This is a genomic window from Saccharothrix sp. NRRL B-16348, assembly GCF_001280085.1.
Lineage (GTDB): Bacteria > Actinomycetota > Actinomycetes > Mycobacteriales > Pseudonocardiaceae > Actinosynnema.
Genome location: NZ_LGED01000278.1, coordinates 1 through 20,357 on the forward strand (window position 1 = coordinate 1; position 20,357 = coordinate 20,357).

General features: G+C 67.5%; 13 protein-coding genes and 2 CRISPR repeat arrays. Of the genes, 3 read left to right on the forward strand and 10 right to left on the reverse strand.

Features of this window, described 5'->3' with window-relative positions:
* Nucleotides 1-198: hypothetical protein (locus tag ADK67_RS54495; RefSeq protein ID WP_231648724.1), on the reverse strand; the 198-nt coding region annotated here is incomplete at its 3' end.
* Between the two features lie 498 nt (nucleotides 199-696).
* Here ADK67_RS54495 and ADK67_RS47950 point away from each other — a divergent pair.
* From ADK67_RS47950 to ADK67_RS52010, 3 genes are all read left to right on the forward strand, one after another.
* A complete protein-coding gene (locus ADK67_RS47950; protein WP_157621667.1) occupies nucleotides 697-951 on the forward strand; it encodes a hypothetical protein in 255 nt (84 codons plus the stop codon).
* Between the two features lie 435 nt (nucleotides 952-1,386).
* Nucleotides 1,387-2,646, forward strand: a complete 1,260-nt coding sequence (locus tag ADK67_RS50330) for a NucA/NucB deoxyribonuclease domain-containing protein (protein WP_157621668.1) — start codon at nucleotides 1,387-1,389, stop codon at nucleotides 2,644-2,646.
* A 19-nt stretch (nucleotides 2,647-2,665) separates the two neighbouring features.
* Nucleotides 2,666-3,277, forward strand: coding sequence for a hypothetical protein (locus tag ADK67_RS52010; RefSeq protein ID WP_157621669.1), 612 nt, complete (start codon nucleotides 2,666-2,668; stop codon nucleotides 3,275-3,277).
* A 446-nt stretch (nucleotides 3,278-3,723) separates the two neighbouring features.
* On the opposite strand, the gene ADK67_RS47960 is transcribed toward ADK67_RS52010, so the two are convergent.
* The 9 genes from ADK67_RS47960 to ADK67_RS50345 form a co-directional block, all read right to left on the reverse strand.
* Entirely contained in the window at nucleotides 3,724-4,224 is a 501-nt protein-coding gene (locus ADK67_RS47960; RefSeq protein ID WP_157621670.1) for a hypothetical protein, read from the reverse strand.
* Nucleotides 4,225-4,946: 722 nt separating this feature from the next.
* A CRISPR array of direct repeats spans nucleotides 4,947-6,172; the repeat unit is 37 nt; unit sequence GTTGCGATCCTCGCCAGTCCCGGAGGGCTGGCGCTGG.
* 301 nt (nucleotides 6,173-6,473) lie between these two features.
* Nucleotides 6,474-6,764 carry a CRISPR-associated endonuclease Cas2 gene (gene cas2 / locus ADK67_RS50335; RefSeq protein WP_157621671.1) on the reverse strand — a complete coding sequence of 97 codons (291 nt, stop codon included), beginning with the start codon at nucleotides 6,762-6,764 and terminating at the stop codon, nucleotides 6,474-6,476.
* A complete protein-coding gene (gene cas1 / locus ADK67_RS47970; protein ID WP_053723315.1) occupies nucleotides 6,764-7,780 on the reverse strand; it encodes a CRISPR-associated endonuclease Cas1 in 1,017 nt (338 codons plus the stop codon). The genes cas2 and cas1 overlap by 1 nt, the downstream gene beginning before the upstream one ends.
* On the reverse strand, nucleotides 7,773-8,408 hold the full coding sequence (cas4, locus tag ADK67_RS47975) for a CRISPR-associated protein Cas4 (protein ID WP_053723316.1): 636 nt from the start codon (nucleotides 8,406-8,408) through the stop codon (nucleotides 7,773-7,775). The genes cas1 and cas4 overlap by 8 nt, the downstream gene beginning before the upstream one ends.
* An 11-nt stretch (nucleotides 8,409-8,419) precedes the next feature.
* On the reverse strand, nucleotides 8,420-9,307 hold the full coding sequence (gene cas7c, locus ADK67_RS47980; protein ID WP_053723317.1) for a type I-C CRISPR-associated protein Cas7/Csd2: 888 nt from the start codon (nucleotides 9,305-9,307) through the stop codon (nucleotides 8,420-8,422).
* Nucleotides 9,304-11,118 carry a type I-C CRISPR-associated protein Cas8c/Csd1 gene (gene cas8c / locus ADK67_RS47985; RefSeq protein ID WP_053723318.1) on the reverse strand — a complete coding sequence of 605 codons (1,815 nt, stop codon included), beginning with the start codon at nucleotides 11,116-11,118 and terminating at the stop codon, nucleotides 9,304-9,306. The genes cas7c and cas8c overlap by 4 nt, the downstream gene beginning before the upstream one ends.
* Nucleotides 11,118-11,780 (reverse strand): type I-C CRISPR-associated protein Cas5c, encoded by a 663-nt coding sequence (cas5c, locus tag ADK67_RS47990; protein ID WP_053723324.1) that lies wholly within the window; start codon nucleotides 11,778-11,780, stop codon nucleotides 11,118-11,120. The genes cas8c and cas5c overlap by 1 nt, the downstream gene beginning before the upstream one ends.
* On the reverse strand, nucleotides 11,777-14,020 hold the full coding sequence (gene cas3, locus ADK67_RS47995) for a CRISPR-associated helicase Cas3' (RefSeq protein WP_331459447.1): 2,244 nt from the start codon (nucleotides 14,018-14,020) through the stop codon (nucleotides 11,777-11,779). The genes cas5c and cas3 overlap by 4 nt, the downstream gene beginning before the upstream one ends.
* Nucleotides 14,021-14,852: 832 nt before the next feature.
* A CRISPR array of direct repeats spans nucleotides 14,853-15,394; the repeat unit is 35 nt; unit sequence GTTGCGATCCTCGCCAGCCCGGGAGGGCTGGCGCT.
* A gap of 896 nt (nucleotides 15,395-16,290) precedes the next feature.
* Nucleotides 16,291-20,214, reverse strand: coding sequence for an ATP-binding protein (locus ADK67_RS50345; protein ID WP_157621672.1), 3,924 nt, complete (start codon nucleotides 20,212-20,214; stop codon nucleotides 16,291-16,293).
* Between the last annotated feature and the right edge of the window lie 143 nt (nucleotides 20,215-20,357).

Consider the following 20,357-nt stretch of genomic DNA (forward strand, 5'->3'; position numbering starts at 1 on the left):
CTGCGCCCGCGTCCGCTCCAAGCTCCGCACCAGCACGGGGTGGTCGACCGCCAACGGCACGCTCACGTCCGAGGGAGAGGCCTTCGGCCAGAACTCCACTGCGGACCCATCCAGCACCACCACCGCGGCGAAACTGTGGGTCGACGAGCAGGTCTGGGACACCGCCGTGGCGAAGGCCCGTGAACGGTCCTGCTGCACGACGCCGCAGCCAAGGCGTCAGCGCGGATCGAGGCCGGGCCGATGTGCACCCGCAGCGACCGCGGCACGGCTACGACATGAGCCAACGCGGACCACGGGCACACCGCATCGGCACCCGACTCGCCCACGACGGCACCACCACCCGACCGGACGCCCCCGAACCACCCGCCGCAGCGCTGATATCGGTCCAGGTCCACGGCGGGTCAACGCGACCGGTAGCAACAGCACCGCGATCGGCAACCTCGCCGGCGATGTCAACCTCCACCAGCCTCGACGTCGGGTGGTGTGGCCGGTACGGGTCGGTTCCCGCACACACCGGCGGACCACCTCAGGACCGCCGCGCCCACGCGGTGCTGGTGGACACGTTGGCCGGGGGCACTCGGTCGTGCCGGTCGGGGCCGGGCAGCGCACCGGTGTGGTGTCGGGGATGGGCGGGTCGGCAAGACTCAGCTGGCCGCCCGGCACCCCTGGTCGGTATGGGCCGACCCGGTGGTGGACGTGGCGGTGTGGGTGTCGGCGCTCTCGCGCGACGTGATCGTGACCGCCTACGCCGAAGCCGCCGCGCGGGTGCTGGTCGAGCAGGACCCGCGGATCGCCGACCGGCCGCCCGAGCAGGCGGCGGGCCGTTTCCGGGAGTGGCTGGCCGACGTGTCGCGCCGCTGGCTGCGTGCGGGTTCACCCGATCGGGCGCGGAACTCTGGCCTTCCGGCCGGAAACTATGGGGATCAGGGACGACTGGGTAACGGTGAATAGGTGAACCGATGGAGCTTCGATGCTGGATACTCGCAACTAATCGCCAACGTAGAGAACTACGAAGGTTCTTTGCTTGGTGAGCACTACAGCCTCAACCGGGTGACCCATTGAATGACGCCCCGGCGCTGTGACTTGCGTCATCCATCAGGTAATACCATCGGCGGTTTCGTTCAGGTAGAAGTTACTGACGGTGCCCGCTTGGAGCCGCCGGCTTCACCGTGTCGGCGGGTTGCCGAGAACTTTAGGCGACTGAAAGGATCAAGGCGGCTGATTTTCCAGTCAGCAGGCAAATAGGGGGCGCCTGCGGGGGTCTGCATCAATGACGTGCCACAAAGTCGCGTACTCCTGTTTCAATCGGTCGTTGGCTTCGGTCATCGAGGTCGACGACAGATTGCGGCTGCCCGCTATCGAGGATCTACAAGCCGGGAGTCAATCGTGAAACACGGTACCGTGTCGGTACTCGCAACGCTGGTCGTGTCGGCGACCATTTCTGTGTTTCCAGCATCAGCTGCCCCTTCGTCGGAGCAATCTTTCGAAACTGTCGACCTGACGACGGTCAAGGCCGAGTTGGCAAATCATCGCGATGTCGACCGATTTTCGCAGCCTGTTCGCGCTCAGGCGGTGGCGCCAGGCACCCGCAGAGCCAAGGATGCATCCGACAATTGTGACGCCGTCCGCGTCGGCCAATCGGCGCTGGGGCCGGATGGGCAACTTAAACTGTGTGTGCAGTCGACGCCGATTACCCCGGAAGCGGAACGCGCCGCCCGTGAACGCCGTAGCATGACGACTCAGGCCGTACAGCCATTGCCCTCATGGTGTTATGAGCATGTTGACGGCAGCTGGTGGATCACGCGCACCCAAGGTTGTCAGATCTCCCCATTCACGGTGACGATCGTCCGCATCGTCAACGGCGTGTACGTCTGGGTGGGTGAAATGAAAATGAACCGTTACGAGTATGTGTACACATCCGCCACCCTCAACACCTACGGGCATCAGGTAGAGTTCGGCACTTGGGCGCAGAGCGGCGATACTGCGGGCGTGACCGTTTCTGGCTACAACATTTGCTCTGAGGGCTGCACCGTCCTGAACAGTTCCTTTCCAGCGCAGTCACCGATCGGTAGGATCGCGCAGGGCGAGGCCTACATCAACGGTGACGCGACTGCGCGTGGCAGCGTGGCATACACCGACACATCTTGGTATTTCACATTCGCGAAGCCGGGAGCCGTGCCTGGCGTGGCTGATGGCGGGGGAAGCTTCCCTTGGACTCGCTGTGATCACGCGCTTCCCGGGCCGTCTGTGGCCGGATGTGTCATGGGCGACTTCACCCCGACCATGTCCTACAGCCTGAGCGGTTCTTACCCTGAGTTGGCAACTCACATCCGCGACGCCCAGGCCGCCGGCCTGCCCGGAGGCCTGGCGAGCAACCGGCCGTTGAACCGGCTGACCGACCCTACTCTTGTGGACAAGAATCGAGCAGTGGCATGTCCGGCGAGCCTTCCGCGGCCTCCCGGTCAGAGCTGCGACGAATACCCAATGGCGTCGACACATCAAGGAGCCGCGACCGGCGTGAACGGCTACAGTTGGCGCATGATCAATGAAAATCAGAACTCTTCAGGCGGCGTCGCCCTGAATGATTTCTTCAGAGCGCAGCGGATCATCGAGTGGGATGGATTCTGGATGGTCATCACCCCGTAGGGTCGATACACTGCGCGGTATGAGTGATCCGACAGCAGTGGCCGAAGGTGTGGTACCGGTCCGGTACCACACCTTCTGGCTAGCGGATGTTCCGGTTCCCGCGCAACGGCCGGAACCTGACCGGCGCAACGGCCTGGTTGACGGACAGTTTGGCCTGTGCGTGGTCTTCACCGGTATCCACACAGGGCGGGCCCTCGTTGCAGTCGAACTGTTCGAAGAGACGCCCGCGTATGGCGACCTCAACGAGTGGGAGGAAGTGGTCGAAGTGTCCTTCGAGGCTCCTCACGGGAATGTCGTAGTGACCGGTATCGAGGCCGACGCTTTTGGATCTTTTCCAGTGCTGACGCCTTACGGGCCCGGCTGGTATCGGGTGCGACTCCATGCTCGCGGACGTGATACCGCAGTAGATCTCGTAGCGAGTGAGCCTGTCGAGCACTACCTGGTCCATATCTGGCCTGAATCGGAACGCGCGGATGACATCGTCAAGTTGACGGACGGGTATGGACAGGGTCTGCGCGCGACGGCGATGCGAAGCGCTCCCGATCTCATAGTCGAACCGGTTAACGAAGAGCAGACGGGGTTGGAAGCCAACCTGCGGTGGGCGGTCAAAAAATTTGGGCCTGAGCGTTAGTTCAAGAGCGGGCAACTGTGCCAAGGATTGCGCTCGATTCGGAGGGAAGGGCTTCGGCGTCGGCGACTTCGGCCTGTTGGGCCGCCATCGGTACGCGGCAGAGGCAGTCCGGCGCGGCTACGAGGTCTTCTTTGACTCCGACGGCGAGGAACCGGGATCGAGCGCGGGCGGACGAGGGCCCTTCCGGGCAGCAGCGGCACCACCGAAGCGCCCGCCTCGTCACCGGCCGTGTCGCCGCCGGACCCGACGACGCGCCATACCCAGTCCGGTAAGCCCAGATCTGCCGGGCACCGGCCGTACCTGTGATGGGCGTGAGGTGCTCCGGCATCTCCAGCTGGCGACCGCGCTGCGTCGACTCGACGTGTGCACCGGCACTCACTGCCTGCATCGTGGTCGTCCGACAGCTTCCGCGCCGCGGTGCGGTCGGCAGGTCCCGGCTGCTGGGTCTACGTCGGTACGGTCAGATGCTCGGCCACGGCAGTGCTGATGGTCGCGGCGCCGACCCAGCCGTCCGGTTCGACGGCGTCGGCCGGTAGGTCGATGACCCGTAGGGGTTCGTGGCCGGTGAGGTCGATGGCGTCCACTGCGGGGTAGGCACGCAGTTGTCGCGCCGCGGGACGGATCGGGACCACGGCAGGTCTGCCGTCCAGGGTCACCAGCAGGCCGAGCACCTGTTCGTCGTTCTCGGCGGGGTCGACGTGGACGTGGCCGATCTCGGAGTCGATGCCGCGTCGGGCCAACAACGCCACGACCGCTTGAGCCACCGTGTCACTGACCACGATGAGCCGCGACCGACGGGTGATGTCCACCATGCGCTCACTGGGCGCGATCGTGACGGGTCGGTCGTTCCTGTCACGAGCGGTCGTCGGTTCGGGCGTGAGCTGCCGGAACAACTCTCGCGCCTCCCGGTCCAACCGGTCCGGATCGACAGCAACAGCCTTGGCCACAGGTCACTCCACTCACACCAATCCGAGCAGTACTCACACACCTTACGGCGGGCAAGGCGATCCGATACCCGGTGGGCTTCCGGTGCGGCGACGTCGAACCCGGCTACGGGCGTGGCTTGGCAACACCGAGACCGGTGTGCCAGCAGGAATCTCCAAGTGCAGAGCGGCCAGTCGGTCTCTCGTCAGGTACGGGGTCAACGCGCAGGCCCGATGCCGCAACACGGCGGGTTCGACTTGTCGGTGACACATCGCAGGCGGCACGCGCCATCGGCCGCGATGGGCGCCAGGGACGGACGTGGCCGTTGGCGCTAACGGGTGGAGCGTCTGACGAGGTCGAGCCACGGCGAGAGTCGATCGTGCAAGCCCAGTCGGCGGGGTTGGTGTTGCGGTTCCAGCTCGGCTGTCGAGGTTGTTGAGTTGGCGTTGGGCGCGGTCGGTGGCGGTGCCGCGGCCCGACAGCAGGCACTAGAGGTATACCGGCAGTCGGGCCGCGACATCGATGCCGAACGCGCCCAACGCCAACTCAACAACCCCACCGACACCGACCCTCACAACGCCTGAGCCGCCCACCGCACCCCGGACGGTACGGACAATGCCGTGGTGCACGCTCTCACCGGGCTTCCTCGCCAATCCCGAAGGGCTGGCGCTGGGCAACGCGGTGCAAACCAACCTCGTTGCGGCGCAGTTTTGGACTTCGTGTCCTCCGCCCACCCGGTGTTTTTGTTGCGATCCTCGCCAGTCCCGGAGGGCTGGCGCTGGGTGCCGAGCACACCCAGCACCTCGGGGTTGTCGGAGTTGCGATCCTCGCCAGTCCCGGAGGGCTGGCGCTGGGCGCGGACAGCGCCTCGTCGGCGTGGTGCTCGCCGGCGTTGCGATCCTCGCCAGTCCCGGAGGGCTGGCGCTGGGTACAGGTAGGCGAGGGTGCCCTCGGTCCACGTGAAGTTGCGATCCTCGCCAGTCCCGGAGGGCTGGCGCTGGCGGGCTGTTGGCCCACAGCTGCGCCAGGTCGACCAGGTTGCGATCCTCGCCAGTCCCGGAGGGCTGGCGCTGGGGGCCGGGTCGTCCACCCACTTGCCCGACGCCTTGTCGTTGCGATCCTCGCCAGTCCCGGAGGGCTGGCGCTGGCCCGAAGGGGTGGCTGCCCGCTCCCACCTCACCCACGAGTTGCGATTCTCGCCAGTCCCGGAGGGCTGGCGCTGGCGAAAGGCTTCCCCGTGGGCATCTTCGACGCCAAGTTGCGATCCTCGCCAGTCCCGGAGGGCTGGCGCTGGCGGTCTCGCACCGCCCGCACCAGCTGGGCGGCGAGTTGCGATCCTCGCCAGTCCCGGAGGGCTGGCGCTGGGTGCGAGCGGTGACCACGACGCCCTCGGTCGCCGGGTAGTTGCGATCCTCGCCAGTCCCGGAGGGCTGGCGCTGGCGGCCGGGGCGGGTGCCGGTCGACAGGGATCCGGGGGTTGCGATCCTCGCCAGTCCCGGAGGGCTGGCGCTGGCTGGCGGGAGGCGGCGATGCTGTGCGGGCAGGACGTTGCGATCCTCGCCAGTCCCGGAGGGCTGGCGCTGGCGTCCGAGGCGCAGCACCTCCCGAACTAGTCAACGTTGCGATCCTCGCCAGTCCCGGAGGGCTGGCGCTGGTCGTCTCGCGCCTCAAGGCGGACTTCCAGGACATTCCGTTGCGATCCTCGCCAGTCCCGGATGCGATCCTCGCCAGTCCCGGAGGGCTGGCGCTGGTCGACGACGGCGTCAACCCGGTCCGCCGCTACCGCAAGTTGCGATCCTCGCCAGTCCCGGAGGGCTGGCGCTGGATCGAGCAGACGGACTCCCCTGCGTTTCTGCTGGGGTTGCGATCCTCGCCAGTCCCGGAGGGCTGGCGCTGGACAGTCCGGCGCGGCTGGACTTCAACGAGGCGTACCTGTTGCGATCCTCGCCAGTCCCGGAGGGCTGGCGCTGGGCTGGGTGAGCAGCTCAAATACGAGATGAGCCGCGCACAGTGCGCCGACAATCTCATTGTTTGAGACGACACGCCGTTGCCGGCTTCGGAACCTCTCGGCGTGTCGTGACACGCATGATGTTCCGAAGCGCCTCGTCCGCCGGAACCTGGTGTGCGGGCTCTTCGGCTGACGGGTCCTGTCCTGCGTAATGGTATGAGCGGCGAGGTCCGACGACGGTTGCCGGTCTGGTGGAGTGTGCACGGCTGGCGGCGGGTTCGCTGGTGTCGATCGTGGTTGGTTCGGGGCGTGGCGTGTGCGGCTTCAGATGATGAGTGGTTCCCGGTGTGCGGCGTCGGTGGCGGCTCCGAGGTGTTTGGCGGTGTCAAAGGTTCCCCGGTCGAGGTGGTAGATGCGGACCGAGTCGCGGCTGGGGTCGATGATGGCGAGAAGGCGTGCTTCGAGGGTGAGTCGTTGGCTTGGGGTGCAGACGACTTCGAAGACGGACTTCTGTACCCGGTGTCCTACGCCTTCGCAGGTCTTGGCGACTTGTCGGAGTCGTCGTTCGCCTTCCGGTGTGGTGGTGTCGACGTCGTAGGTGACGAGGAATTCCATCAGGTGGTCGTCCAGGGGTGGTAGGCGTCGGCGGTGCCGCGGAGGTGGCGGGCGAGCAGGCGTGCTTGGACCAGGGGTATGAGGGCGGCGGGGATGTCGCGGCCGAGGGTGGCGTGGGGCCAGGTGCGGTCGCGGGCCTTGCTCCAGTGTTCGAGGAACAGTCGGCGTCCGTCTTCTGTGAGTTGGACGGCGCCGCCTGGCAGGGTCTCGGTGTGTCGGTCGGTGATCTGTCCGCGGTTGAGCAGTGTGAGGACGAGACGGTCGACCAGGAGTGGGCGCAGTTCTTCCATGAGGTCGAGGGCGAGTGCGGGTTTGGCGGGTCGGATGCCGTGGAGGTAGCCGATGTAGGGGTCGAGCCCGACTTGTTCGAGGGCGCCGTGGACGGCGACGCGGAGCATGCCGTAGCCGAAGGACAGCAGGCAGTTGACGGGGTCGGTGGGTGGTCTTCGGGTTCGCCCGGTGGCGACGCCGGGGGCGAGTTGGTCGAGTCCTTGGAAGTAGTCGCGCGCAGCGCGGCCTTCGATGCCGAGTGCTTCGGCGAGGGTGGTGGCGTCGGCGAGTTGGGTGAGGGCGCCGGCATGGTTCTCGGCGATGTCGCGTAGGCGTGTCTGGCGGGTTCCGGTGGTGTCGCGGGCGGCGCGGAGCAGGAGTTGGCGGTAGTTGTGCAGTTTGCCCGCGACGAAGGTCTTGGCGAAGGCCAGGCGTGCTTCGGGATTGTCGTGGGTGCGGACCTGGGCTAGTCGCAGGTGCGGGTTCCCGGTGTGGGATCCGCTGGTGCGGGCCAGGAACCGGCCGTTGCGCGTGACCCAGGTGATGGTGCGGCCGTCGGCGGCGCAGCGGTGGACAAGGTCGTCGGTGAGGGAGACGCCGTTCCAGGCGACGATGTGGTCGAGTCGGATCAGCGGCAGCAGGTGTCGTCCGGGTTTGTCGGGATGTGCGATGCGCAGGGCGTCGCCGTCGAGGTGCAGGCTGGTTCCCGGTGTGGTGGCGAACAGGGTTCGGAGGAGTTCAGTCACGCCAGTCTCCGTGGGGGCGCGGGGTGAACAGGTCGGGGTGTGGGGCTCGGGGTGTGTCGGGAAGACAGCCGGGTTTGAGTGAGCAGCGGACGCATCGCGTGTCGTTGACCGGTGGTGGGAGTGTGCCGCTGTCGAGCAGGGCGCGGACCGCGCGGGCGGTGTCGGCGACGCTGCGGGTCAGGTCGTCGTCGACGAGGACTTCGTGGCGGCGCCGGTCCCGTCCGGAGAAGACGACGCCGTACGGGATTGGTGCCTGGAACATTTCGCGCAGGCACAGGACTTGCGCGGCGACTTGCAGGTCGGCCGGTCCACCGGGGTGGTAGCGGCCGGACTTGTGTTCGACGGGTGTGGGTCCGTGGTCGGTGAACTGGACGGTGTCGCAGATGCCGTGCACGCCGATCGTGTCGCTCCACACCGGCAGGGAGTGCCAGACCTTTCGGCCCCGGCGGTCGTTCCGGGTTCCGAGGGTGTCGACCGCGGCGTGGGCGAGGTCGCCGCGGACTGTGTCGACATTGGATTCGAAGTAGCCGTCGACGTGGATCAGCGCGGCCTGCCGGGGGCAGTAGGCGTGGTGCTCCAAGGCGGAGATCGGAATGCTGCGGAGTGTGTCGGTCGGTGAGTCGTGCACGGCCGCGACGCTCAGGCGATGAGTTTGGTCAGGGTGATGCCGGCGGGCAGGCCGTCGTCCTCGACCGAGACGACGTAGTCGCCGAACCTGCGGGCCGGGGTGTCCGGGGTCGCGGCGGTGGCGGTGACGCGTTCGGTGAGGCGGTGGGCGGGTGCCGCGCCGAAGGCGTCGGAGTGGCTGAAGACGTAGAGGCCGCGGGCGGTGAGGGTGCCGCGGGTGGCGGAGCGGTCGTGGTCGAACATCATCTCCAGCGTGCGGTAGAACAGCTCGAGGTCCTTGGCGTCGACGCCGGTCTGGCCACCCCTGGTGGCGGAGTAGTAGATCTCGGCGCGGTAGAGGCCGTAGGGGACGGTCCACTTGCCGCCCATCTCGGTGGTCTCGCCCTTGTCGATGTCTTCCTGCTTGGTCTGGGTGACTCGGGTGATGGCGTGGTCGGCGGGGAAGATCGGGTCGATGCTGCGGGCCATGCCGACCTGCATGGGTCCACGGACCTGGCCGAGGGCGCCGGTCTTGCCGACCGAGAGGACCGCGCCGAACAGGCGGATGTCGACGTAGCGGTCGGACAGCCAGCCACGGGCACGGTCGGCGTCCTCCTTGGTGATCTTGGTGCCGAGTTTGAGGCCGGTGGCCTCGTAGGAGGCTTCGAGGCGCGGGTTGAGGGCGTGTCCGGCCTGCACGAAGATCCCGTAGCGGGGGTCGTCGCCGGCGGCGAGGGCGAGGGTGTCGCGGATCTTGCGCTTGAGGGCGACGTCGGTGACCAGGCCCTGCCCGGTCTCGTCGTCGGTGCGGGGACGGTTGCCGGCGTCGGGGTCGCCGTTGGGGTTGCCGTCGGTGACGTCGAACAGGAACACCATGTCGTGGCGGACGGTGGGGTCGAGGTGGGGCTGGGTGCCGCTCATGCGGGGATCTCCTCAGCGGTGCTGGCGGGGGTCGTGGCGGTGTCGGTCGTGTGGTCGGCGGCGGTCGCCTCGGAGGAGGCGCGGTCGTCCGCCCGGCGACGCAGGGTGGCGAACCGGTGGGCCCGCTGGTGGTGGTAGCCGAGCAGGAACAGCGCCTGCTCGGCCGGTGCGGCGTGGTGGGGAATGCCGGTGCCGGCGTCGAGGAGTCCGAACAGTTCGTCGAGTTCGCGTCGGTGGTTGACGCCCGCTCCGGCGCGCCTGCCGCGGAACTTGCGCAGCCAGGCGTCGGCGAGTTTGCGGCCGGCGATCAGCGCGGAACGCGGGTTGGTCACCGCGCCGGAGAAGAAGCGGTTGGCGTAGGTGGTGTTGAGCTTGCCTTCGAAGGCGTCGTGTTGAACGGCGTCCAGCGCGGCGAACAGGCGACCGGCGACGTAGGCCGGCGTGGTGTTGGTCGGATCGAGTCCGGGCATCGATTTCTCCGAGGTGAAGGGCGAACGCATGAGGGCGAGGTGGATCAATGCCGCGCGTGGTGTGTCCAGGCGCCCGTCGGTGCGAACCCGGTGCAGCAGGTGTGTCAGCAGCGACGGCGGCAGCGGAATCCCGCGCAGCGCCGCGCGCAGCAGGTCGCGCTGCACCCCGTTCGGGCGGTCTGCGCCCTTGGCTCCGACGAACGCGTACCGCTTCTCGGCGCGCAGCCAGCGTCCGGTGACACGGACGAGGCGTTCCAGCGAATGCGCCGAGGGCTCCTCCGGGTGCAGGGTCACCATCTCCAGGTCCCCGAACCAGGCGGCGACGTTCTCCTCCACCGCAGACAGCGGCATCTCGAGCCAGTCCCGAACCATGACACGGGCGACGTTGCCTCCCACGGTGAGAGCGCAGAACTTGGCGCTGTCCACCGTGGATGATCGACGTCCCGAGCGCACGGCACGGATGAGCTCCGTGACCTGTCGGGGGTCGGCGTCGAGGATCAGTTTCATCGGGTTGCGTTCGACCGGTTCGGTGACCCACCACGCCAACCGGCTGTCCTGGCCTCCGAAGGAGGTCGTGTCCTGGGAGCTGAGCACCCGGACCAGTCCCGCGGACAGTCCTTCGCCGCAGGTGACGCAGATCGGGGAGCAGTCCAGCTGGGTGGTGAGGTCGTAGCCGAACACGCGCTCGTTGACGCTGACCAGCGCGGCGTCGTTCGACGCGCCGGGGACCAGTCGTGCGGGCACCTTGCCCGGCAGTGTGTCCAGCAGCGGGCCGACCGCGCCGCACACCAGGCACAGCCCTTCCCTTCCCCCGCCCTTGCGTCGGGCCACCTCCGCCGCCCAGAACGACGGCACCGAAGGCGCGCGGTAGGCGGGCGTGCCCTCGACAGTGATCAACACCCGCTGCTTGGACGCCACGGCGGGGTCCTGGACCAGCCGGTTCGATTCGCCCGAGTTGAAGAACAGGGACACGGCGCGCGCGATCGGGTCATCGCGGCCTTCGGGGCTGTCGGCCCACCGCCTCGTCAGGTCGACGAACGCCTGGTGGCACTGCTCGACCCGACGCGGCTTACTGTCGGCATCGGCCCATCCAAGGACGTACTGCACGTCGTCGGCAGCGAGGTTGGGCGCCACACCCACGGTGCGGACGACAGCCGGAACAACGTGCTCGGCGCCTCGCTGCCGTCCGGCGGCGTCCGGGAACACCAGGGTTTCCAGCCCTGTGCCGGCGACGGTGCCGTCGGAGGTGAGGCGCAGTTCCAGGTCGAACCGCAGTGCGCGGTGGAACGGCTTTGCCGAGGGGTCCTGTGCGGCGTGGTCGACCAGTCGTCTGACCAGCATCAGGCGGCTCCGGTCGCGGTGATGCCCTGCTCGGGCACGTGCATGACCCCGCCGGCGACTTCGGCGTGGAACCAGGTGAACGACGGTGGCGTGGTGGAGTGGTCGACCGAGTGCAGCATCAGCCCCAGCTTCTCCGTGACCGGATACGCGGGTCGGTCGTCGGGATCGCCGAAGTAGGCGCTGAACTCCCGCACGCCCAGGTAGGGCTGGGAGAAGCAACTGCCGCGGGTGACACGGCGGCGGAACTGGTCGCGGTAGGCAGCCTCGGGCTTGTCCGACCGGTCGCCGGGCACGGCGTGGGCGTGGATGCGGTAGGCCACGTCGCGCAGGCACACGGCGTTGCGCTGCACCCGGTTGGCGACGGTGTCCAGTCGGCGGCGCCCCGAGGCGGCGTCGGCCAACGACGCCAAGTCCGTGGTCTCGTTGCGGCGCTGCGTGAACTGCTTGATCTCCGACAACACCTCGATAGCCACCACCTGCCACCGGAACTGCGGCTTCCAGTAGATCGCCTCCAACACACCGACCGCGGCCGACGGCGTCATCACCGGGTAGGACACCCGTTCGACCTTCAACTCCGGGCGCGTGAACAACGCCGCATCGCCCCACACCTGCACCACCACCGGCGGCGCGCCCGACACCGACTTGCGCAGATCAACACTCACCACACCGTGTCCTCTCCGATCGCTTCCTCGTCCACCCCGACGTGCACGTCGTACCCGCCCTGCCACTCCCACAGGTCCTCATGCCCGGCGATCACCGGCTTGCACAACGCCCGCACGTGCGGCGCTGTCGCCACCGCGCGGGGCAGCGACACCATGTGGCCGCGCAACTCCCGCAACACCGCGCCCAACGGCCCCGACCCCGTCCGCAACCGCTCGACCAGTTCGGCGGCCCTCGCCTCCGGGTCGTACTCGGTCACGATCACCGACACCGGGTCCTCGTCGATCATGCGGAACGCCAACCCGCGATCGCGCTTCCCGCCACCGCCGTCGCGCTCCGGGCCGTCCGCGACGGCCTCGAAGTCCAACTCCATACGACTGGCCTGGATCACCGCGCCACGCTCGGCCTCGTCGACGTTCAACCCGGTGTAGAGGCTGCGGTAGTACCGGTCGAGCAGAGCGGGATCGTCCGGATCCCGTCCCGGTCCGAAGATCCCGAGCGTCTTGGACACCCCCGCCCGGTAGAATCTCGGCACCGGCGCGTCGGAGGCGTCGAAGACCACGACCCGCCCCAAGCCTGGCAGTCTGCCTTCCCGGTTGGCCCGTCCCGCCGCCTGCTGCAGCGACTCCGCCGGGGCCAGCGCGCGGAACACCACGGGGAAGTCCACGTCCACACCGGCCTCGATGAGCTGGGTCGACACCACGAGCACCGGCTCTCCGTCGTCCAGCAACCCCCGTATCCGGGTCAAGGCCGTCTCGCGGTGTCGCGGGCACATCCGGGTCGACAGGTGCACCACCTCGGCTGCCGGCGCCTGCTCGGCCACCATCCGGAACAACCGGCGGGCCTGGCCCACGGTGTTGACGATCACCAACGCCTGCCGCTCCCGCGCCACCTGCTCCGCGATCTGCGCGAGCGTCGGCTGAGGGTCGACCTGCCACTCGTAACGCACCCGTCGCAGCCGGGTGAACAACTCCACCGGCGCGTCGACCAGCGGCTTGATGTCCAACGAATCCCACACCCGCAGGTGCTCGAAGCTCGGCTGCGTCGCCGACGCCAGCAGCACCGTGGTGCCGAAGTGCCGCGTCAGCACCTTCAACGCGTCCAGGATCGGCACCAGCAACGACATCGGCAGCGCCTGCACCTCGTCCAAGACCACCACCGCGTTCGCGAGCCGGTGAAGCTTGCGCGACCGCGCCGGCCTGCGCCCGAACAGCGAGTCGAACAACTGCACCGTCGTGGTCACCACGAACGGCGAGTCCCAGTTCTCCGCCGCCAACCGCAGACGCCGATCGTCCAACTCGGCGTTCGAGTGGTGCTCCAGCACCACCTCGTCACCCAGTAGATCCCGATACACCCCCGCGTTCTGCTGCGTAATCGTCGTGAACGGCACCGCCACGACAACCCGGGCCTTGCCGTGCTCGGCCGCGTGATGCAACGCGAACCCCGCCGCGGTCATCGTCTTCCCCGACCCAGTCGGCGCCGGAAGCCGATACACCCCAGGCTCCCCCACCGCCCGCCGAACCACGTCCTCGTACAGGGCCGCCCGAACCCTGTCCACATCGGACACCTCACGACCATCGCCACGCTCGGCCAACAGCGCCACACGGTTGGCCTCGAACCTGCGGACAAGCCCACCCATGTCAGCGGGAGGCGCCACGCGCGGCGCGGCAAGCCCGTGCGCGTGAGCCGCCGTGTCGAGATGGTCGGCGTCCACCAACGCCGAGAACACCATCCGGACACCCATCTCCCCCACCATCGGCGACTCACCCCACGCCTCGGGCAACAACGAAGGCCCGTCGGCCAACGCACTCGCCTCGGGAACCACCGCCAGGAACCGCCGCAACGTCTCCCGGTCTCCCGGCTCCGGGGTCAACGCCGCGAGCGATCGCACACGACCGAGCCCACCGTGATGCCCCGACACGGCCATCGCCGCCGCGAGCGCACGGTCGCGCACCAGCAACGCACCCACCCGCTTGTGGTCGATACCGACCCTCTCGCCGGTCGCCGCCACGCGCTGCAGCTTGGACTGCCACTCCGCCGAACACTTCCCGGCGTCATGAACAAGACCCAACGCCCACGCCAGATCAGCGGCACCGAACGACACCGCAAAACTGCGGGCCAATCGCGCAGTCGAACGAACGTGCTCCGCCAACGCATGCCATTGACCGGTGACCGCACTGGGGCTGTGAGCCCACACGTCGAAACCCTTCACATCGCCGTCCCCCGACGAACGACGTGACACTAGAGACGACCACCGACAAAACCGTCACCCACCCACACACCAGCACCAACTAACACCCGAACGGAGCAACGGCTTGGCGGAGGTGGTGGACATCCCCACCCCCGCCAAGCAGCACGTGGGTATCGACTACGAGCGAAGCGACACAACAAGTTGCAACCCTCGCCGCCCCGAAGGAGCGACGCAACGAGGAGGAACCTAAACGACGAGTTCTTGTTATGTCGAATTCGCGCGTAGTGCTGAGCTTTACTCGCGTTTGCGCCGGTCTGCGGCTCGCCGCTAGGTTCTGCGGCCGGCAGGTATCAGCTCTCAAACACACAGAAGAGCCCGTTCCGACCCAGGAGGCCTCCGATGCCACGTCCGGCCGATCTCCGACGTCCATCGCCGCGCCCAACAGGGACTGGCGACACGCACCCGACGAGCCCGGGCAGAAAACTCGACACCCAGGACAACCCTCTCGAGTCACCACCACGACATCCGCACGGCTGGTTCGGCTACACAATCTCCGACGGGAAGCGCACGAGAAACGCCCAGAGATTGATCCGGACGGCCGTGGCAGGTGGAATTCTGCTGATCACCGCCGTGATCGGAGCAACGTACGCGTTGACGCATACCACGCTCTGAGGCGTTCACGCCTTCGCGCGGCACAGCCCGAACAGCTCAACCGCGTCCGCAGGATCGGAAGTCTCCCACCGTGTCTTCACCAGACCGGAGGCTGGCGCTGTCTGCTTCCCTGAACCGCCGGAAGTGCGCGACAGTGCGGTGTTGCGATCCCCCGCCAGCCCGGAGGACTGACGCTGCCGCCCTCCTCGACCACCGCGCCGTCGGTGATCCGGTTGTGATCCTCGCCAGTCCCGGAGGGCTGGCGCTGCGACGTCGCGGTTCAACGCTGTCGGTTCGTGGGAGCTGTTGCGATCCTCGCCAGGCCCGGAGGGCTGGCGCTGCAAGGCGTTGACCGTCATCTCGGTGGCTTCGTCACAGTTGCGATCCTCGCCAGGCCGGGAGGGCTGGCGCTGCGATCCGGCCGAAGCGGATCCTGTGCGAGTACTTCCCGTTGCGATCCTCGCCAGCCCGGGAGGGCTGGCGCTGCCCCTTCGGCGGCGAGGGCGGCGGTGCGGCGCTCGGAGTTGCGATCCTCGCCAGCCCGGGAGGGCTGGCGCTGCAGTAGTCAGTTCCGGGCGTCGGCGCCGTCAGGATGTTGCGATCCTCGCCAGCCCGGGAGGGCTGGCGCTCCGTGCACGAGGGTCCCGCCCACGTAGACCTGCAACCGGTTGCGATCCTCGCCAGCCCGGGAGGGCTGGCGCTCCTTCTCCTCGGGGACCGGACGCCCTTCGTCGTTGTCGTTGCGATCCTCGCCAGCCCGGGAGGGCTGGCGCTCCTTCTTCGTGGACCGCCTGGGGCGCGTGTGGCGCTGTGTTGCGATCCTCGCCAGCCCGGGAGGCTGGCGCTCCGTAGGCGATGTAAGTGATGGTGCTGACCGACGCGGTGTTGCGATCCTCGCCAGCCCGGGAGGGCTGGCGCTCCCCTGCATCAACAGCCTAAACACACGACCCACCACCTCAACGAACACATCAACTTCCACCAGGCGAGACGACACGCCGCCATCGACTTCGGACCCTCCCGGCGTGTCACGACACGCATGAGGTTCCGAACCAGCCCATACCTCACCTGGATGAGGCCATGACGTTGGTAACATCGGTGTGGCGCCGATGGTAGCTGTAGTGCACGTTCCTGACCTTCAGGGCAGAGCGCATGCACGGCGAGGCGCCCGTGATCGGGCCAATCGAGAACAGCACGCACGCGTCGCCGAGCCCGATCACGCAGCCCGTCGGGACGTCGGGACGTCGTAGGAGCACCGCGGGAACAGACCGCCCAGCACCACCACCGACGCGGAGCTTGTCAAGTACCGGATTTGATAGAGGGTGTGATCACCCGCTCAGTGTCGAGGCTGGAAAGTGACCGAGTACGGCCAGATGTGTCTGAGAGAGATGGCGGAGGTCCCCGACACCGACGACCATCAAGAGTTGGCGTGACACGGCGATCGCATTGACCAGCCTGACGGCCAGGCGTGACACTTGGACTCCGCATGGCTCCCGAGCTCCGATCAGGGATCCGGAACGAGATCGCCATCGGAAGCAGCAGACCCACCGGCGCTTTGCCTGAGCGTGACGCACCTCGGCGACCGTCGGGACAACGGAAGATCGTGCTCTCGATCGCCGTCCTGTGAACTGTGCACACCAGCCAGTCATCCTCGATCCGGCGGCGTCGGGATCTCAGCGCACGTGGCGCAGCGCCTCGACCAAGCCGTACGCGCCGAGGTCGGACAGCGTGTCGATGAGGTCCAGGCATCGGGCGCGGACATCGGCGTCGCCCTGTCGGTAGAGGCGCAACACGACGGTGATCAGGTCGCGTCCTCCGGCGGCGACTCCGGTCCGCAAGTCGCCGAGCTTGGCGCCCGTGACGGCGACGGCGCGTTCACAGGCCTGGAGAACGACCTGTTCGGGGAGGTGGAGCCTGGCTTCCAGCACGTCGAAGAGGGTTTCGACATGCTCGACGAACGCCGGGCTCGTGGTGAAGGAGGCCAATAGCGCTTGTGCTGTAGCGGCGTCGGCTTGGTCGAGGTGGCGAATGGCGTTGGCCGCCTCGTCCCGTACGGAGGCATCCTCGTCGTGGAGGAGGCGCGTGACGAGGTCGGGCAGGGCTTCGGGTGCGGTGGCGATGGTGGCGGCTGCTCCGCGGCGAGCGGGTGCTGTGAGCGCGTCCGGGGAGTCGGGCAGCATCGGATCGAGCCGCTCGTTGCCCAGTGCGATGACCCAACTCTGTCCGGCACGTTCTGCTACCCCGTCGGCGGCGTTCAGTGCCTGGGCCAGATGTGGGGCGAAGCGATGCGGGGCCCGCAGGAGGGCGTAGGTGAGCAGCCTCATCGTGGGTTCGGCGTCGACGATGTCGATCGGCACGTCGGTGAAGAGCCGGTCGGCCAGTTCGAGTGCTTCGTCGGGATGGGTGTTCAGCAGGGCGGTGACCGCCACGGCGGCTTGGACCCGGACGGCCATGATCGGATCGTTGGCCAGCGTGGAGACGGTGGGTAGCAGGCGATCGGCACGGTCAGGCTGTTCGAATAGCACGTCACCGATGGCGTCGGCGGCCACTCCCCTGGTGCAATTCAGGCCAGCGGTGTGCAGGTCAGCGCGGCTCTCACCGTGTGGGGCAGCCTCGTGGCGCGGATCGGGATCGCGGGCGTAGTGCTCGAGCAGGCCTATCAGGTCGTCGTCGGCGTGCTTGGCGACCACCCTCACGGCCCTGCAGATAGCCAGTCCGGTGGCCTCGTCGGCGATTCTGCGCGCATGCAGGCACAGCTGGGAAAGCGTCGGCACTGGCACCCGCCCGGCAACCGCCTGGACGATGTTGACGATGTGCGCCGGTGGAGTGTCGGCGGTGAAGGTCATCGCCAGTTCGACGAAGCGTTCGGGCTCGACCTCGGCTCGCCTGCCAAGCAGTCGTGCCAGTTCGCGAGCCCCACCGACGGGCACGCCCCGGGAGTAGTCGGTGGTGTCGCCGCGGTACTTGGTGATGGCGCGCAGCCAGTTTTGCTCGGTCATGAACTCGGCCGCACGTTCGGCGACCGGTGAGCCGACCCAGTGCGCGATCTGCGCTCCACGGGGCGGTGTCGGCGGGTAGTCGGGGAACCTGCGCTGCAGTTCGTCGACACGGCGTACGACAGCCGGGGCCAATCGTGTCCGCGGTATCGCGGACAGAAGATGGTACTGGGTCAGACCACGTACCCGGCGTGCCTCAGCGCCCAGTTCCCACTGCGGAAAGTGCTCCAACAGCTTGAGGCACAACGTGTCCAGGTGTTGGTCGTCGCAGTGGGCGGTGGCGACCTCGATGAGCTGACGCGTCGCCCACAACGGACTGCCACCCCATCCCAGCCTGAGGTTGCGGGCATCGCACAGCAGCCAGTCGATCGCTTCGTCGGCGGCCGGTTCACCGATCGCGGTGTAGACGCGGCAGGCGAGAAACCTCAGGGCCTCCAGTTCGCTCGAGGCGAGCATGCCCAGCAGGTCATCCCCATCCTCCCACGATCGCGACGCCATCGCACACAGGGCCCGCTCGACTCCGGCAAACAGCGCCTCGCCCACCTCGGACGGAGAGCCGTCGCGGAAGTGGCTCCAACGTGGGCCGACCCGGAGACTATCCGACTCCTGCCGCACACCGGTGGCCTCCAAAACCTCGATGAGGAACGGCAAGACTTCGGCGACGAACGTCTCCGGCGCGGCCTCGGCCACATCGGCGATCGTGGAAGGGCCGCCACCGCCCGAGCGTTGGACAAGGTGCCCGGAGGCGAACGGATCCGAGTCACCCTCAGCGCGCGTCAGCGTCCATGCCCGCCGCAGGTGGGCACCGATGATGCGGGCCGTACCGCTGGGGTCCTCCTCGTGAGTGCCGTAGAGGATCGACCAGAAATCGCTGTTGACCGCGATGGGGCCTCGCGCCTCGTCGAGTACACCTGCCGTGACCAACTCGACGGTCAGGTCGACCAGTCCCGGAGTGAGGGACCACTCCACCATCGTCCGCAGCCGGTCGTTCCACTCCTGGGAGACACCGATATAGGGTCGTACCAGTGCGGTGACGCACTCGGAACGGTCCCGGGCCGCGATGATCAGTTGATACGCGGCGGCGCCCACGGTGTGCGGGTCGGCGAGCATGCCCGGCCATCGGCCGGCTTGATCGGCCGCGTCGAACCAGGTGGTCGACGACAGCAACGCCGCCACCTTGGAGCTGCGCCGTGAGTTGTCGAACGCCAGTGGCTCGAGCACACGCCAATCCTCGGCCCCGGCGTCGAGCTGTGCGAGCACGGCGATGACCACGTCCAGCAGGTGCGAACGGATCGTCGTGCTGCGGAGCAGCACGACAGCGGTGTCACGAAACGCTCGGCGGTCTGCGCCCGCCAGGTATTCCAGTACCTGGCGGGCCTGCGCCCGCCGAAAGAGGTGCTGCCCCGAGTCAACCAGGAAGTCGTGCAGATCCAGGCGCTGCCTGACGAACGTCCTAGCGAACTGGAAGTCAAAGTAGGTTTCGTGCAGGAAGCGAATGGCACCGGCTTCATCGACCAGCACCCCTGCCGAGATCAGGGCCGCCATGTGTGGTCGGGGAACCTCGTCGAGTACCGCACCGGGAACGTCGAGTGTTTCGTGGTCACTCATATAGTTGACCAGGGCGGTGGTGATCGACGCCCAGTCGAACCTGTCGAACTTGGTTTCCACGACCTGGCGAACCTCATCGGTGAACCGCTCGTACAGATCCGGCAACGTCCGGTAGACCACCTTCTGCGCCAACGGTTCGAGACGGCTGAACACCGACAGATGCAGCGGCCGGCGCAACAACCGCAACGTCTCCGACGCCAGCCGCTCGGGATCCAGACCGCCAGCGCGCAGTGCCTGCTCGACCGCCTCGGCCTTCAGGTCACCGACCTCGATGCTGTCCACCCGGCTCTCGTCGCCGAGCAGGGACCTCATCCGCATGTCCATGGTCATGTCGACCGTCCGGACAACCAGGACGATCTTCAGGCCGGGAAGGACCTCGGCCTGGTCGAGCATCTCGTCAATCGCGTCGTAGCTATCGGGCATCCGGCCGCTGTACCTGCTCACCGCGTCCAACTGATCCACGACGAGCACCGCCGGGCCATCGCCCGCGACCCTGCCGAGCACCAGCAGAGGCGAATCGGACAGTCGGAGTTTCTCACCGAGTTCGACGGCCGAGCGTGTCACCTGGTCGATCTCGTCCATCCGGACAGCAACAGCCGTCCAACCGCGTTGCACGAGTTCATCCAACGCGTCGGCGACGACCGTGCTCTTGCCCGAACCTGCCCGACCGTGTACGACCAAGACCTGGCACGCGTCCGGTTCGGTGAGCCGCTGGACCACGAGCGCCGCATACGGGTGACTGGCGACGATCAGCGACTTCGCCACAGCGCTACGGCGATGCTGACGGCCGACCGTCGCGGCCAACGCTGTCGCCTCTTCCGCAGCATTTGCTTTTGCGACTACGGACACATCGCCGTGGACATGTCCGATCTGCACGACAGATCCAGTGACATCCGCGGCAGTGTTCGCGACGTTAGCGTGTATGGCGTGCGGCGCGTCCGGCGAGCCGGCGCCACTGCCGTCGGCAGCATCACGTCGGCGGAACCATCGCACGGCGCCTCCTGTGATCCGCAACTGTTCACGCCCGTATCAAGGGCGACCGAACTTGATCGGCCATCGTAAGCCAACCGACGCTGATACCCGGTGAGCCCAGCGCTCGGCACGGCGACAGAGGAACCGAGCAACCGTCACGGCAC

Coding starts and splice junctions, on each gene's coding strand:
- cas8c (WP_053723318.1), bottom strand. CDS start 11,118: ATGCTGGTCAGACGACTGGTCGACCACGCCGCACAGGACCCCTCGGCA.
- cas2 (WP_157621671.1), bottom strand. CDS start 6,764: ATGGAATTCCTCGTCACCTACGACGTCGACACCACCACACCGGAAGGC.
- ADK67_RS52010 (WP_157621669.1), top strand. CDS start 2,666: ATGAGTGATCCGACAGCAGTGGCCGAAGGTGTGGTACCGGTCCGGTAC.
- cas7c (WP_053723317.1), bottom strand. CDS start 9,307: ATGAGCGGCACCCAGCCCCACCTCGACCCCACCGTCCGCCACGACATG.